Here is a 16,815-nt window from a genome sequence, read left to right as displayed (position 1 = left end):
CATTGTCAGATGGCTGAAGTAGCAGCTGGCGAGCGCATCGTCGTCCGCGACGAGGAGTGGCTCGTTCGCGCCGTCCGCAACACTGAGCACGATGGTGTTCGTGTCGAGGTCACCGGTGTCACTCCCCTAGTCCGCGATCAGGACGCCGTGTTCTTTGGCTCGCTCGACAAGATCGATCGGCTAGATCCCCGAGAGGGCAAGCTCGTCGCCGACGATTCCGCCGGCTTCCGAAGCTCGCGGCTATGGCTGGAGTCGATTCGACGTGGAAGTCCGGTGCCGTCGAGCGAGACTCGGATCACCGTTGGACATCGCGGCTTGCTCGACCGCATGGACTATCAATTGCGGCCCGCGTCTCAAGCGTTGCAGAATCTCAGGCCACGCATCTTGATCGGCGACGCAGTGGGTCTGGGTAAGACTCTGGAAATCGGAATCCTGTTGTCCGAGTTGATCCGCCGCGGCCGCGGGGAACGCATTCTCGTCGTTACGCCGCGTGCGGTTCTCGAGCAATTCCAGCGCGAATTGTGGACGCGCTTCGCGATCCCCCTCATCCGCCTCGACTCCAGTGGCATTCAAAAGGTCCGCCAGACTCTGCCGAGTTCGCGCAATCCTTTCAGCTACTACAAACGGGTCATTGTCTCGATCGACACGCTGAAAAATCCCGCTCGGTATAAGCATCACCTGAAGAGCCAGAAGTGGGACGCGGTCGTCATCGACGAGTGCCACAATCTGATCAACCGTGGAACCCAGAACAATGAGCTTGCCAAACTCCTTGCAGCACAGACAGATGCGTTGATCCTTGCGAGCGCGACGCCGCACAATGGAAAGCCAGAGTCGTTCGCCGAGTTAGTACATCTACTCGACCCGACCGCCATCGTCGACCGCACGGACTATTCAGCCAAGGACATCGAGCATCTGTACGTGCGCCGCCACCGGAACTCTCCTGACGTGAAGATTGATGTCGCCCACAAGTGGAAAGAGCGCCATCAACCGAAGGTCATCGAAGTCGTGCCGACGCCAGCCGAGGCCGAAGTACTCCGCGAGCTCGAAGACACCTGGCTGCATCCGAAGGGTGCATCCGTAGTGACAGGGCAGGGTCGGCAGCTTTTCCCGTGGACGCTCTTCAAAGCGTTTTTGTCCTCGCCAAAAGCAGTGCGTTCGAGCATCAGTCGCCGGCTCGCGACCATCGGCGAGACATCGGGAACGGAGACGAAGGCACTTCAACGGCTCGACCATCTCGCCGAAACCGCGGACGCGAGTACGCCGTCGAAGCTGCTGACATTAGTCGAGCACTTGAAGAACATTGGGATATCCAAGGATTCACCGACGAGAGTCGTGGTCTTTTCTGAGCGCATTGACACACTGACCTGGCTCCAGCAAGAGCTACCCCGACGGCTGAAACTGCCGGCAGCTTCCGTCCGCACTCTTTATGCGACGCTTCCCGACGACACGGTCCAAGACGTCGTGAACGGCTTCGGTCAAGCCTCCTCCGCAATCCGCGTCCTGCTGGCGTCCGACATGGCTTCCGAAGGCCTCAATCTTCACCATGAGTGCCACCAACTCGTCCACTACGACCTTCCGTGGTCCTTCATTCGGATCCAACAACGCAACGGCCGCATTGACAGGTATGGACAACTGCACGCACCCGAGATCAGCGCGCTTGCGCTCGCTGGTGAGGACGACGTCACCAGCGACCTGAAGGTCGTCACCAAACTGCTCAAGAAGGAATACGAAGCCAACCGCGCTCTCGGCGACGCCGGCGTCCTGCTCGACCTTCACGACGCTGAACTCGAAGAGCTGGCGGTGTTGAAGGCCATCCGTGACGGTAAGGACATCGATGACGTCGTACCCGAACCGACCCCGAAGGCCATCAACCCGTTCGCCGCCATCATGGCGGTGGGCGGTCAGCATGAAGCGGATGCGACACCCGAAACCGCCTACGAACACTCGTTGTTCGACGACGATGACAACTTCCTCATCGACGAATTGGCTGATGTCGCGGGCGAGATCGGCGAGCAAAAGCTCGACGTCTACCGTGAAACGGACACGGACTTAATCGCCTTTGCGCCGCCGCCGGACTTGATCACCCGATTCCGAGACCTTCCGAGCGACTACATCGCAGAACAAGACATTGACAAGCGGCTCAGACTCACCGGCAGCGCGAAATACGCACAGTCCAGACTAGATTGGGCGCAGGCGTTGGAAGCCAGGCCCTGGCCCGACGTTCATTTCCTTGCGCCGATTCACCCCGTGCTCGATTGGGCCGCCGAGCGCGCCGTAGCGCGCTTCGGACGCATCGCAATTCCCGTGCTGAGCGGTGACGTTGACTCGCCCGTCTACCTGACACAGGCTGTGTGGGCGAATGAACTCGGCAAGCCGGCGATCGCTCACTGGGGTGCCATCCGCGGACTTCCGGACCGCCCGGACATCGGTGACTTCGACGAAGCGCTCGACGCAGCAGGTATCACCGAAGGTGCCGTCAACCCAGGCCTCGATACAAGCGACTTCGCCGACGCGCAGTACCACGTCGCGGTAGCTGTCGATGCCGCCACCGAGCACCTCCGAGACAAACGAGACGACATCGAAGCGGACTTGATTCGACGGGTTGACAGCTACCGGCAAAGCCTCACGACCTGGGAGCAAGCTGCGCTCAGCATCGTGGACGACCCAAAACGACGAACCGGATCGAAGCTCACCGTGACAGAGACGACGGATCAATCACTGGCTTTGATCGATGCCCAGGCCGCCGCAGGAGACCCCTTCGTGCGCGTCATTGCGGTCATTGTTCCAAGAGGGGGTGCATGACCTTGTTCGATTCGATTGCGAATGTCAACGACTATCTCTCTGAGCACTGGCTTGCCGAAGTATTCCCGGCCAAGCTGAAAGAACTGTCCGCGACGTGGAAGGAACTCGCTGGCAAGGGCAAAGAGACGCCGGTTCGCGGACTGGCGACGTTGAACGGTTCGTATCTGACCGCGCTTGCATCCTTGCCCGACCGTTCGGATCAGGAGTTCGTAGGACTCGTCACGCAAACGCACCAGATACTCTTGCGCGCAGTCGGTTTCGATGCGACCCCGGTAACTCTCGAGACTGGCCAGGCTGAGACGCCGATCAACGTTCCTCTGCTTGGACGATTCTCGAGCACGACGTCGGACGATGCTCTTCACATTCTGCAAGCAGTGCCCGTCGAATCCGTCGACGCAATGCTCGGTGACGACGCGCACCTCCTGGTTCCCATCACCCTTAACGTCACGGCCGACAAGACGGAGACGCTGACGGCGGTGTCGAAGGCAATCACACAGCTGTTCGTGAGCGACGACCCACCGCGGTATCTGTTGGTCGTCGCGGGCTCGGCCGTTTTGGTTACTGACGCCGCGCGGTGGTCGGAAGGGCGATACCTCGCGTTTGATATCTCCACCGCGCTGGATCGCAGGGACGACAAAACCGCCGGCGAACTCGCTTTTCATGCTGGCCTATGGTCGGCTGATGTCTTGCTGCCCAACGACGACGGCAAGACGACACTTGACACCTTCACCGAGGACTCCGAGAAGCACGCCGTAGGTGTGAGCGAAGATTTACGTGAAGGACTTCGCATCTCGATCGAGAAGATCGCAAATGAAGTCTTGGATCAGCGGAGGGCGAATGATCAACCCGTAGAAGGTATCCCAGAGCTTCCCCGCGATCTGACCACCCAATCGCTAAGATTTCTCTACCGAATCCTCTTCTTGCTCTTCGCCGAAGCCAGACCCGAGCTCGGAATCCTTCCTGTAGGCGCGCCCGAGTACGGGTCTGGCTACGGCCTGGATCGACTTCGCGAGATCATTCAGGTGCCGCTCACTGGCGCATCAGCTAGTGGGCATCATTTACACGACTCGCTCAACCTGCTCTTCAGGCTTGTCAACGAGGGGCACAATTTCGAACATCCAGACGGCGACGGGCTCGTCTTCGAACCACTGCGGTCCGACCTGTTCGACAGAGACCGGACGCCGCTGATCGACGAAGCGACGCTCAGCAACCGCGTACTGCAAGACGTGCTCACGCTGCTGCTGCTGTCGAAGCCATCGAAGAACAAGAACCGGCAACGTGGCTACATCTCGTACGCGCAACTGGGTATCAACCAGCTTGGAGCGGTATACGAAGGCCTGATGTCGTACTCGGGGCTTATTGCGCAGGACGACACGGTGGAAGTTGCGAAGGACGGCAACGCCGACAAAGGATCGTGGTTGGTGCCATCGATCAAGTCTGGGGAGTACGACGAGAAGGATCTGGTTTGGCGCGAGGACCGACTTACCGGACGTAAGGACATTGTTCGACACCCGAAGGGCAGCTTTGTCTTCCGTCTCAGTGGCCGCGATCGCCAACGCAGTGCCTCGTATTACACGCCAGAAGTTCTCACCAAAACGGTCGTCAAACATGCGCTCGCAGAACTAATTAGCGATGATACCCGGGCCGAGGAAATTCTCGAATACCGAATTTGCGAGCCAGCCCTCGGCAGCGGTGCGTTCCTCAACGAAGCCATCAACCAACTAGCGGCGGAATACTTGGCGCGCCGACAGGACGAGTTGGGACGCCGGATCGACCCAGAGGAGTATGCGGCAGAGCTTCAGAAGGTGAAGGCCTACATTGCTCTTCATCGCGCGTACGGCGTCGACCTCAACTCGACCGCGGTTGAACTGGCGGAAGTGAGTTTGTGGCTAAATGTGATGCACCGCGGACTGCGAGCACCTTGGTTTGGTCTGCATTTGAGGCGCGGAAACTCTCTCATCGGTGCCCGGCGGGCAACATACGATTTCACCGCTCTCGGTCGGGCAAAGAAGAGCTGGCTCAAAACCCCGCCCACCGATCGCAAGCTGTCTGATGGAGCGATCGGCGATGGCGAGATCCATCATTTCCTTTTGCCGGCCGATGGCTGGGGCTCTGTGGCGGATGCGAGTCAAGCGAATGAACTCGCCCCCAACCGCACCGCTGCGCTAAAGAAGTGGCGAGCCGCCGTTAACAAGAAACCTACCCCGAAGCAAATCGAACGCCTTCGCGCTCTAGCGCGTCGAGTAGAGCGGTTGTGGGAGCTCAGCCTTCGCCGGATGGAGATAAGCGAACGAGAGATTGCACGCCAGATCCAGGTTTGGGGTGCCGATATTCGGCCCATAGAGGCAGCAGTGACGCGCGAAGCTGTTGAGTCCGAATTGCTAGATCCTGAGGGCCCTTATATGCGCCTACGTCTAGCAATGAACGCGTGGTGCTCGTTGTGGTTTTGGCCATGCGATGAGAAAGTGCCGCAACCGCCAACACTGGACGAGTGGATCGAGACGCTGGAGGGCCTATTAGGAGCAGCCGGACTAGCAAAAAGTGCTGTCGGTCAGGGAATGTTCCATGAGACCGTCGAGCGATTCGATCAGCTTTCGCAAATTGACGAACTAGAGCGCCAGTTTGCGGGTATGCGCCCTGTGTGGCAGCTAGTAGCTGCCGTAGATTGGCTGGGGGCCGCTTCTGCGATCGCCGATCGGCAAGGGTTCTTCCACTGGGAGTTGGATTTTGCTGACGTCTTTAGCACGGGCGGCTTCGATCTGCAGGTTGGTAACCCTCCGTGGGTCAGACCGTCTTGGCGCGACACGGATGCATTGGCGGAGTTTGATCCGTTCTTCCTGTTGCAGGAGAAAATTCCAGAGAAAATTTTCAATACCAGACGACAGGCAGTGCTGAGCGCTTCAACAGCAAGCTCGGCGTACCTCGACGAGGTTAGCGAGTGGTCGGGCACAGTCGCTTCGCTGAGTTCGCATATTAGTTACGGGTTGCTTTTTGGCGTTCAGACCAATCTCTACACAAATTTCATGGTCAGGTCGTGGCGCAACTGTTCGGCGTCCGGTGTCATTGGCCTAATCCATCCGGAAGGTCACTTTACTGATCCGAAAGCTGGAATGCTCCGCGCGGCAACCTACACGCGTCTGCGGCGCCACTGGCAGTTTCTGAATGGGATGTTCCTATTCGAAGAGATCAATGACAAGACGGTCTTCGGTGTTCATGTATATGGACATCCGAGGGCACCATCGTTCCTGCAGATGTCATATCTTCAGTCACCAACAACTGTCGATGGTTCGCTAAAACCTGGAGGCTTCGAAGACGAGCCGCCCGGGATCCAGTATGCGTGGGGCGGCTGGGACATACGACCACATTCGTCGCGAGTGACCCTTATTAATCTTGAGGTTCTCAAAGATTGGGCTCAGCTATTTGATCCGCCAGGGACGCCAGCTGGACAAGCTCGTCTACTTCGGCCGATAACCAACGAGCACATCGAGATTCTAAGAGTGTTCTCGAGCCAACCTACGCGGATGGCCGATGTCGGTTTTTGGTGGTCGCGCCTTTGGGACGAAAAGGGGGCAAAAAGCGATGGAACGATTGAATGGGACACCCGAACTGTAGAGATGCAACGAGACATTATTTTACAGGGACCACATTTCTCCGTTGCAAACCCGTACGCACGTCAACCGAATGAAGGCTGCAAAAACAATCAAGACTATGCGATCTTGAATCTGGAGGAAATCCCCAATTCTTTTATGCCGCGAACCAACTACCAACGTGCTTGTGAGGTATCAACCTACGAGGCGCGCCTCCCGAGGTGGGCCGGGCGGACAGCGACGGATTATTGGCGGGTTGCGTGGCGAAACATGACGCAGCCAGGCCTAGAGCGATCGCTTCACGCCGCAATTATTCCCCCCGGACCCGCGCATGTCCACACTGTTTACTCTTTGGCAATATCGCCAACGAATTCTGGGACGCCGTCTGGGCCCGTAGACACGAACGATGGCCAGAATCTATTGCACACTGCACTTGTTGCAGGCCTTTGGGCATCGTTGCCGTTCGACTATCTCATAAAAGTCAGTGGCGCCACAAAAGTCAATGCCGAGATGATCGAGCGGTTTCCTGTCTTGTTCAGTAATCCCGCATGTCTGCAGCTCTTGCTCCGGGTATTGCGCCTGAACTGCTTAACCAATGAGTACGCTGCGCTGTGGGAGATGCTGTATGACGACCGCTTTGCGGCTGATTCGTGGACCGCCGCGTTCCCGGGCCACCCCGACGGTCTCGGAGTTTCTGAACGGCGCTGGACATCTGGCAGTGCGATTCGCAGCGATTTGGAGAGAAGATCTGCCTTAGTTGAGATTGACGCGCTTGTTGCTCTAATGCTTGGCTTAAAAGTCGACCAGCTGTTACTTATCTACCGCGCACAATTTCCAGTCCTACGTCGCTACGAGTTCGAAATGTACTTTGATTCCGAGGGGCGAAGGATCGCAAAAGACCACCACGCGTATGGTGTCGGCCAATCGAAGGAAGACTATAAACTGCTGCAGGCATTTTTGAGTGACGCCGACTTCGGCGATCTACTCACCCGGTACAAGCCGTTCGCGGCCGACGACAACCATGATCAACCCTGGTTTTACAAGGCAGACAGGGCGGCGGAAATGCGAGACGCCTATTCCGAGTTCGACACAAGGTTCGCTCAGGCGTGAGCAAGCCAACCTTCCCATCCCTGCTCGCCGAGGAGACTCGCGCAGCGGCCATAGAGTACTTGTCGACGACGTTCGCGCTCGCCGACGGCGCCTCTCGTACGGCCCTTGAAGAATTTCTGCGCGATCCGGAATCAGGTGTATTCCGTGGGCCATTCCTGAAGGTGCGAACACCCTACAAGCCGGTGGCTGACTCATGGGAGTCGCCACTAGAGTGGATGCCGCAGGGGTTCAGACCTTTCCAGCATCAGGCGGAGGCGTTTGGCCGGCTCACAACTTTACGGAGAGCTGCGCGGCCGACGATTGTCACTACGGGTACTGGCTCGGGTAAGACCGAGTCGTTCTTGGTGCCGCTGCTCGATCATGCTCTCCGTGCATCAGCGCGTGGAGAGCGCGGTATCAAGGCGATCGTTCTCTATCCGATGAACGCACTGGTCACGGATCAGGCACGTCGCCTAGCAGGTTATCTACACGCTGACCCGGCGTTGAGCGAGGTCACTGCCGGCGTCTACATCGGCGGAGAAGGCAAGCGCAAGGTTGCCAACAAGTATCAGCTGGTCGATCATCGCGAGACCCTCAGACAGAATCCGCCGGACATCTTGCTCACGAACTACAAGATGCTCGACCTCTTGCTGCTTCGTCAGGGTGACAACCCACTTTGGGAGAACGCCACTGCCACAATGCAGTATCTCGTCCTGGACGAGTTCCACACCTACGACGGGGCCCAGGGGACTGACGTCGCCATGCTTATCCGCCGGCTCGGCGCACGACTTCAGGTCGCCGAAGCCGGGCGGCCGCTTGGCCGTATCACGCCAGTCGCCACTTCGGCAACCCTGGGTGGCGGAAGCCGATCCGAGGAACTTCGCCAGTTCGCAGAGACTATCTTCGGATGTGCGTTCGAGCCAGATTCGTTGATCGTGGAGACAGCGCTCGCTGCTGGCGAGGTTGTTCCGAAGGTCAACTACGAGTTGGAGATTCCCTCGGTCGATAGGATCCTGGACTCCGCGATACCCGATGCATCGATTTCGGGATCGTGGGAGGCTCTGGCGAGGGCAGTACTTGAGCCACACGCCGACTCCGACACCAACGTCGTCATCGACTACCGCGACCCTGTCGCCATCGGCGACGTTCTCCGGACCCATTTTCTCACACGTGTTGTCATCGACGCCCTTAAAGATCGACCGCTCACACCCGCGGAAGCCGTCGTTCAGATCGCCCAGGACGGCGTCCTTCCCTGGGGTATGCACAACTCGTCGCGTCCAGCCGAGGTACAGCTGGCGCTTCTCAAGTTCCTGGCGCTGCTATCAGTGGCCAAAGTCGATGATGGCCATGGCAACTTGCGGTCGATGATCAGTGTCCAGGTGCAGCTTTGGGTTAGAGAACTGACTCGAATGATCCGCCGAGTCAGCTCCGCGCCGGAGTTCGCGTGGTGGCATGACGCCCCTGCGGATCTCAGTAGCTATCTGCCGGCGGCTCACTGCAGGGTGTGTGGGCGTTCGGGTTGGGTTGCGAGCACAACGGAACTCGGCGAGTCATTGGCAGGTGAAGCAGTCGCTGTCTGGCGAAATAGCGCTCGGCCCTCTGCGAGGTCCAAAACGAAAGTTCTTCTTCTCGCGAGTGCCGGCGAAGCGAATGTCAAGTATCTCAATACCGAGACGCTCGAGTTCATCCCTACACCCGAAGAGTCGGCCGTGCCGGTCCACGTGACACCGGATGAAGATCAAGCAGCTGATCAAGTTTGTCCGTCGTGCGGAGCCCGCAACGCCATCCGCTTCATGGGATCGAGCTTAGCCACACTTGTGAGTGTCGGTCTCACAAGCGAATTCGGTTCTACTCTCCTGGCCGACTCAGAGAAGAAGACTCTTGTCTTCACTGACTCCGTTCAGGACGCCGCTCACCGGGCGTCCTTCATCGAGGGCAGAGCATTTCAGTTCAACTTCCGATCGAAGATGCTCGGCGCCACGAGCGGCGAGCGCACGACACTGTCGGAGACCGCCCGCCGGCTGCTCGCGAACACACCCGTCAATGACATCTACCCGATCACACCTCCCGATTTCACACGACGAATGGGGCTCGACGGCGAATGGCTGGCAGACGACGCCAACGGACACCTACGAAGCATCCTGAGTAGTCGTATCGCATTCCAAGCTCAACTCGAAGTGGGTCTCAACTCACGCATCGGCCGGACGCTAGAACTCACCGGCGCTGTGGTTGTAGATATCGACGTCGATTTGGACGCGGTTGCGCAGAGCGCACAGGAAGCCCACCAGATCATGCCGCAGCTCAGCCTTGAGTCGGCGCTCGACGTGATCGACTACCCCACTTGGATTTTCGGTGTCCTTGAACATCTGCGTATCAACGGCGGGATCCATCACAACTGGCTGCGGACCTACGTCCGAGAAGAAGGCAACCGATGGTCCATCTGGGGGCGGGCCGCCGAGGGTATGCCGCAGTTCCCCTTTGGGCGTCCTGCTCCGTCCTTCTACACCACAGGCGCGGTGGGCAAGTCCGACTTCCAGTCGTTGAACCCCAGGGGTGAATCCTGGCTCACCGACTGGACGAAGCGTTGCCTTCAAGTCACCAACGCCGAAGCGAGAGCGTTGCTGGTCGATGTCGTCGGACTGCTAGCTGGTACTGGTATGCCACTCGAGCAGCGCACCGGCGAAAAAGGCTCAAAGGTCTACGGTCTGGCCGCAGACAAGGTCATCATCGACCCGAACGACATCGTTCGCCTCCAATGCCCTGTATGCCATCACCTCCAGCCAGCCGCGGCATCTCGCGCGTACCTGTGGGACGGCGCAGTCTGCCCGCGAATGAGATGCCCCGGTCATCTCGAACGAGTCGAACTCGATGCGACCAACTTCTATCGCACGATGTATCAAAGCCACCGAATTCGGCGCATCGTGAGTCAGGAGCACACGGGGCTGCTGGACCGAGAAGAACGCGAAGAGATCGAGGCCCGTTTCAAGTCGAGCCGTTCGCCTGTCGACCCCAACATCCTGGCGTGCACACCAACGCTGGAGTTGGGCATCGACATCGGCGATCTCAGCACCGTCGCACTCGCTTCGTTGCCACGCTCAACCGCCAACTACCTTCAGCGCGTTGGTCGTGCTGGCCGGAGCACGGGCAACGCCTTTATCTTCGCCGCGGTCTCCAGTAGTCCGCGGGATCTCTACTACTTCGCGCAGCCCACCCACCTGATCGCCGGTGAAGTCATACCTCCCGGCGCCTACCTGAACGCGACTGAGCTGCTCCATCGGCAGTACTTCGCGTTCTGCCTCGACCGACTGGCCGCCGGAACGATCTCAACTGCTCAACCGATGCCGTCCAAACTTGACGCCGCTCTAGATCACGGCATGGACGACGGCAAGTGGTTGCGCGCAATCGTCGATGCCGCGACCGCGGATGCCGAGAACCTAGCATCCAGATTCCTCGACTTGTTTGGTAGCCAGCTGGGCGCCGACGCGCAGCAGAACATACATACGTACGCCGCCGAAGGCCTACGCGACGACGCCGCACGCGCCGCTCTAAAGTGGCAAACCGAGGGCGACGAAATACGCAGCAGGTTAGGTGAACTCGCCAAGGTCATCGCGGATCTGGACAGGCACGGTCACCTGGACGACAAGCAGGTCGAGGACCGCAAACGATGCAGTGGTGAGTCACGCGCCCTCGCGGACCAGCTGTATGAACGTGGAAAGCAAGAGACCCTCACTGGGCTAGGTGGAGTTGGACTGCTACCTAACTACAACTTGCTCGACGATTCGACGACCCTTGATGTCCACCTCTGGTGGATCGCCAACGAAGGCAAGTCCCCTGAACCTCAGGCACTCGATCTCACGTATCAGCGCAGCAGCAGCGTCGCACTCACCGAACTTGCCCCGGGTGCATTCTTCTATGCAGGTGGCAAGCGGGTCGAGATCGATGCCGTGGACGTGGGGCCGGCTTCCCAACCAACCTGGAGGCTGACGCGACTCTGCCCGTCCTGCGGTTGGGGAAGCACGGACGTAGTGGCGGCTTTGTCGTCGTGCCCGAGATGCCACAATCCCGCAGTAACTGACTCCGGCGCGATCCATAAGGTTTTGATCCTGCAGAAGGTGTCGGCGGTTCACCGGCTCGACGACGTGCTGATCGACGACGAATCCGACGACCGCACGCGCACCTTCTTCAGCACGGTGAGCGGGGTCGATGTCGCACCGATCGACATCACGAAGGCCTGGCGGTTGAAGGATCGAGTGTTCGGTGCCGAGTACGCGAGATCGGCGAACATCCGAACCCTCAACCTCGGCCTTGGCGACACCCTCGGAAACCAGGTCGAAATCGCAGGGGAGACCGTTGCCGCCGGCGGGTTCACGACCTGTGCGCTGTGCGGTGTCGTCGCTCGGCGTGCAAACGATACCGCCGAGGTACGGCACCGCGGCTTTTGTGCTACTCGTCGCGGTGCACCCGAGCAGTGGGAGAACCTCCTCCTGTCGCACGAGCTCCGTACCCAAGCCGTTCGACTCCTGCTACCGGTGTCGATGCTGCACTACGAGACGACTCAAACGTCGTTCAAGGGCGCACTGCTGCTGGGATTGCGACGGGACTTCGGCGGGGATCCCCAACACCTCAACGTTCTCGCGTCGAGCATGAGCGACGGTTCTGCCACACGTCGATTCCTGGTATTGCACGACACCGTTCCCGGTGGCACGGGCTATCTCGACCGGTTCGGCGAGCCGGACCGCATGAAGGCGATCCTCGAATTGGCCCGCACCGCACTGCGCGAATGTCCCTGCCGGACAGAGTCAACGGCCGCCTGTCACCGCTGCCTCTACGGTGTCCTGTCGGCGCGCGAGATGTCCTTTGCATCGAGAGAATCGGCGTTGAAGCTGCTGGACATGTTCCTCGATGACTGGGACGTCGAGGAGGTGCCGACGGTCACCGGCATCGACATCGCCCCGGTGCAACTCAGCGAGCTTGAGTTGCAGTTCCGGGAAGCGCTCAAGCAGCACGTCTCGAATCGGCCGGGGTGCTCATTCGAGACCGCGAACGGATCGACAGGCGAAGAGCTTGACCTGCGACTCGTCGGGCCCGACGGCGACGTCCGACGCTGGCGGATGAGGCCACTGGTGCAAGTGAAAGCGTCGGTGTGGACGGAGCCCGACTTCCTGCTGACGCGCAGTGACGCACAGGATCTCGACGTCGCCGTCTATCTCGACGGGCAGAAGTTTCACGCAAGCTCCGAAAACAACATCACGCACGATGACGCGATCAAGCGCGATGCGCTACGAAGAGACGGAAAGCGCGTCTGGTCCATCACCTGGCAGGACGTCCAAGCATTCGCCTCCGACAAGGTGAAGGATGCGATACCCGACCTGGTTCATCAGCAGGTGCAGAACTCGGCTACCGAATCCGTTCAGGATAAGCGCTTGAAAACGTTGTGGCAGAACCCGATTGACATGCTGATCGAATACCTCGCCGACCCTGATTCGGAGCTGTGGGCGCGCGGGTCGTTCGCAACCGTTATCGGCATGGTCAACCCGCCCGGAAAGCACGGCACCCAGCCGCCCATACTCACGAACGCTTCGGCTCTGCCAAAGGTTCTTCAGGGGGCCCTGGCCGGAGCTCTGCCGGAGTCCGAGCCGAACGGCCCCCTGGTTGTTGTGCCCCGTGTTGGGCGGAGCGGTCTCCCGCTGTTTATCTGCGCCGATCCTGCCGACTTCGAGCCAACCACAGGGGTTCTCGTCGCACTCGATGATCGAGATTCAGAAATCGGCGGACCGAAACACTCCGAACAATGGCGCGATTGGCTCCGATGGTCCAACATCCTTCAGTTCCTCACGGTCCCACGGCACGGCGAGTCGATGCCTCTGCGCATGGCTGAGATCTGGACCAGGAAGTCGGCAGACGCCTTTGCGGGAGTTCACGTTCCGCTGAGCGTCGCGGGAAGCGGCAAGATTGATGTCGCATTCGCCATTCCGAACGAGTGGGGCGAAGTGCTCCAGTATTCAGATACGAGTCTCGCTCCGCTGGTCGCCGCACTCGCCGAACGTGGCTCGGCATTACCCGAGCCGGGTATCGAAGTCGGTCCGGATAACGCAGTCTGGCAGCTCGAACTTGCCTGGCCTGCAGCAAAAGTAGCTGTTGTAGTCGACGAAGAGCCCGATCGGGAAGCGTGGCTCGCTGGCGAGCATTGGAAGGTTATCCATGCATCGAATGCGCTTGATGTCGAGGCACTTGTGGCGACGTTGACCGAGCTGGTTGGAGGCAGCAGATGAAAACAAAGGTAGAGATTCACGATCTTTTTCAGAACTCTTACGACGAGCTCGATGGGAGCATCAAGAGTCGGGTCTTGAACTTCATCATGAAGCTTCAACAAGACTCGGAAGCGACCGGGTTGGACTTCAAGCAACCGAAAGGCGCTGCCAGCAAACATGTTCGGACCGCACGGGTAACTGACAATTACCGCGCGGTCCTCGTAAATGCAGGTTCGGATGACGACAGTGGCCGGTTGTATCTCGTTGCTGTTAAGAAGCACGACGACGCATACAAGTTTGCCGAGACGCTAACGCTACAGGTCAACGAAAAGACCGGCGCCGCTGAGCTTTACGACCCGATCGCCCTGGGTCATGCCATGGATCACGCGCGCGCAGGTATCGACTCCAGTGGCGGCGCCCGACCATTGATGCCCACCACGGTAAGCCAGGCCGACCTTGAGCGATTCGGCGTGGCGCCCGACGTCGCGGCGGAGCTGAAACAGATCACCACAGAAGACGCCCTGCAGAAGCTCGTGGAAGCGTTGCCAGGTTCTCAAGGCAACGCCGTCCTCGACCTCGCATTCGGCAAGGATCCGCAGGATGTCTGGAACGACCTCGTCATCGAAGACCCGGGCCCGATTGATGTCGATGACTTCGAGGCAGCGCTCAAGCGTCCCTTGTCACGGCTGAGTTTCACTGCTGTTGAAGGAGATAACGAGGAAGAATTGCAGGCCGTCCTGGAGGGCGAGTTCGCAAAGTGGCGAGTCTGGCTCCATCCACTGCAGCGCAAGCTCGCTACCCATGAAGGATGGAACGGGCCTTTCCGCGTTACGGGGGGCGCCGGTACTGGCAAGACCGTCACCGCCATTCACCGTGCCCGGTTTCTCGGGAGGCGTCTTGACGAGTCCGGCGCGGATGCCAAGGTAAAGGTCCTATTCACCACTTTCACTCGCAACCTTGCGCAGACGATCGAGGGCCAGCTGATCCAGCTTGCCGGCCCATCTGTCACCGACCGCGTTTACGTCGTCAACCTGGACTCGTTGGCTCGAACCGTTGTCGCAGCGACCGACGCCGGCAGGAAGTTTGTGAACTCTTCGAAAGTCATTCCCGACTACCAGCTGGAGCCCCTCTGGCGCACTGCTGCACAGGCGGCGAAAGGGGATTGGGATCCAGGATTCTTGGGCGACGAATGGTCGCAAGTCGTGCTCGGCAACGGAATCGTCGATGAGGCTGCGTACCTTCGGATTGCACGCAGCGGTCGGTCGCAGCGCCTGAGTCGTCCTCAGCGCGCTGATGTGTGGCTCGCCATCGAACAATTCCAACTGCTGATGCGTGCACAAGGCCAGACCACCTTCACCGAGCTGGCGTCCCGCGCGGCCATGGTGCTCGAATCCGATCCCGGATTGCGAGACCAGTTCGGATATCTGCACGCAGTAATTGATGAAGCACAAGACTTGCACCCTGCTCACTGGAAGCTGTTGCGAGCGCTTGTGCCTGCCGGCACCGACGATCTCTTCATCGTCGGGGATGCTCATCAACGGATCTACGGCAAGGCCGCACCTCTATCGCGTTTTGGTATCGAGACCCGTGGCCGCGCCCGCCGGCTGACGGTGAACTATCGGACGAGTCGAGAGATCCTCCGGTGGTGCTTGCAGATTGCCGATGCCGACGCCGACGACCTCGATACATCGTCGGACACTCTTGCCGGCGCTCGCTCAGTGTTCCACGGACCAGAGCCGGAATCGTTTGGCTTTAAGTCGAAGTCGGACGAGGACAAAGGAATCGTCAGCAAGATCGAGCAATGGGTTCTTGATGGATATTCGCGGTCTGACATCGCGGTGTTCACCTATGAACGCAACGACGTACGCGAGATCTGCGAGTCGCTCGAAGCCGCTGGCATTGATACCGGGGTGGTCAACGAGAGCACCAAGGAGGAGAGGCTCGGCGACGTCGTGCGCGTCATGACGATGCACCGGGCCAAAGGCCTGGAGTACCGCGGCGTCGCAATGGCCCGGTTGGGCTCTAAGTCCTTTCCGCCTCACTTCGTCCAGCAGAAGCACGGCGATGAAAAAGATCAAGAGGAAAAAAGGCTGTTGCGCGTCCTCTACGTGGCGGGCTCGAGAGCGCGCGAGAGGCTGGCATTGTTCTGGACAGGTGAGCTTTCACCGCTTCTCAACCGGACGTAGGGCCAACCTTCTTGCCGCGCGTGGTGTTCTTGAGCCTGCCGCCGTGCACCGCGGAGCGAAGGTCGATGTCGTCATCAGTAATCCGACCCTTGCGCTTGATCAACATGGCGGTACCGGCGCCCGGATCCAAAGCGTAGAAGACCCAGAGTGAGTACGCGGCAGCGTGAGCTTTCGCATAGGCGATCTCGCCATCCGAAAGACGGACCAGCGGCTCAAGCTCTTCTGTGAATTTGACTGTAATGTGGTGATTTTCGCTGTTAGGCTGGCGAACGATCAACGAGAAGTGCTGACCCGTGGGCGCACGGAAGATCTTGGCAGAGGGCCACTCGGCTTTGGCTTCCGCGGTAGCAAGATCCAGCGCTACTTCATGCGATGTCCCTCCGACTTCGGCTTTCGACCTCGATGAGACAACTCTTTGGGTTCGCTTAAGCGCCGCAACCCGTTTCGTTGCCGGCCGCCCAATGCCCGCCTCGATTATTTTGTCGAACGCATGCTGATCGATCGGTCGCACTCCGACCTGGAAGTAGAAGCCAATTGCCTTGCGTTGGTTGGCCTCTGTTCCCGGTACCGGCTGCCCTCTTTGAAATGTACGGGCTTCTTGAACTCTTCGAAGTCCTCAATCGTGCAGCGGAACCGTTCACCGAATTCGGCGATCTCCCCAACCGTTCCGCAGCCGAGATACGACGGCGTCTGTGATGAACCATTAGCGCGACGCCGGCCACGGTAATAGACGAATCGCTCACCCGGCTGTATCAGCGTCCGATAGCGGGACGGATACTCGTACACCATGCCCAACACATCGGCATAGTCAATATCGGAGACGCTTACTTCGTTCTGGGTGAGTACGAGTGGCATGGGCCCTAATCCATTCGGGTCACAAATAAGGATGGGAACGCGAGA

At 59.2% G+C, this 16,815-nt stretch carries 6 protein-coding genes; 4 read left to right on the top strand and 2 right to left on the bottom strand.

Annotated elements, in window-relative coordinates:
- The first annotated feature begins 9 nt into the window (after positions 1–9).
- Genes PT015_RS21770 through PT015_RS21755 form a run of 4 tightly spaced genes read left to right on the top strand, consistent with a single transcriptional unit; the run spans position 10 to position 15,915 of the window.
- Positions 10–2,802 (top strand): DEAD/DEAH box helicase, encoded by a 2,793-nt coding sequence (locus tag PT015_RS21770; protein ID WP_285187153.1) that lies wholly within the window; start codon positions 10–12, stop codon positions 2,800–2,802.
- A complete protein-coding gene (locus PT015_RS21765; RefSeq protein WP_285187152.1) occupies positions 2,799–7,499 on the top strand; it encodes an Eco57I restriction-modification methylase domain-containing protein in 4,701 nt (1,566 codons plus the stop codon). Before PT015_RS21770 ends, PT015_RS21765 begins: the two co-directional genes overlap by 4 nt.
- On the top strand, positions 7,496–13,750 hold the full coding sequence (locus PT015_RS21760; protein WP_285187151.1) for a DEAD/DEAH box helicase: 6,255 nt from the start codon (positions 7,496–7,498) through the stop codon (positions 13,748–13,750). The genes PT015_RS21765 and PT015_RS21760 overlap by 4 nt, the downstream gene beginning before the upstream one ends.
- Complete coding sequence (locus PT015_RS21755; protein ID WP_285187150.1) at positions 13,747–15,915, top strand: 3'-5' exonuclease; 2,169 nt, start codon at positions 13,747–13,749, stop codon at positions 15,913–15,915. Before PT015_RS21760 ends, PT015_RS21755 begins: the two co-directional genes overlap by 4 nt.
- On the opposite strand, the gene PT015_RS21750 is transcribed toward PT015_RS21755, so the two are convergent.
- Entirely contained in the window at positions 15,902–16,426 is a 525-nt protein-coding gene (locus PT015_RS21750; protein ID WP_285187149.1) for a hypothetical protein, read from the bottom strand. The two genes, PT015_RS21755 and PT015_RS21750, sit on opposite strands and share 14 nt — an antisense overlap.
- Positions 16,390–16,770 (bottom strand): hypothetical protein, encoded by a 381-nt coding sequence (locus PT015_RS21745; protein WP_285187148.1) that lies wholly within the window; start codon positions 16,768–16,770, stop codon positions 16,390–16,392. Before PT015_RS21745 ends, PT015_RS21750 begins: the two co-directional genes overlap by 37 nt.
- Positions 16,771–16,815 lie beyond the last annotated feature (45 nt).

Source organism: Candidatus Mycobacterium wuenschmannii, from assembly GCF_030252325.1.
Lineage (GTDB): Bacteria > Actinomycetota > Actinomycetes > Mycobacteriales > Mycobacteriaceae > Mycobacterium > Mycobacterium wuenschmannii.
This window is presented reverse-complemented; position numbering and strand designations above follow the sequence as displayed.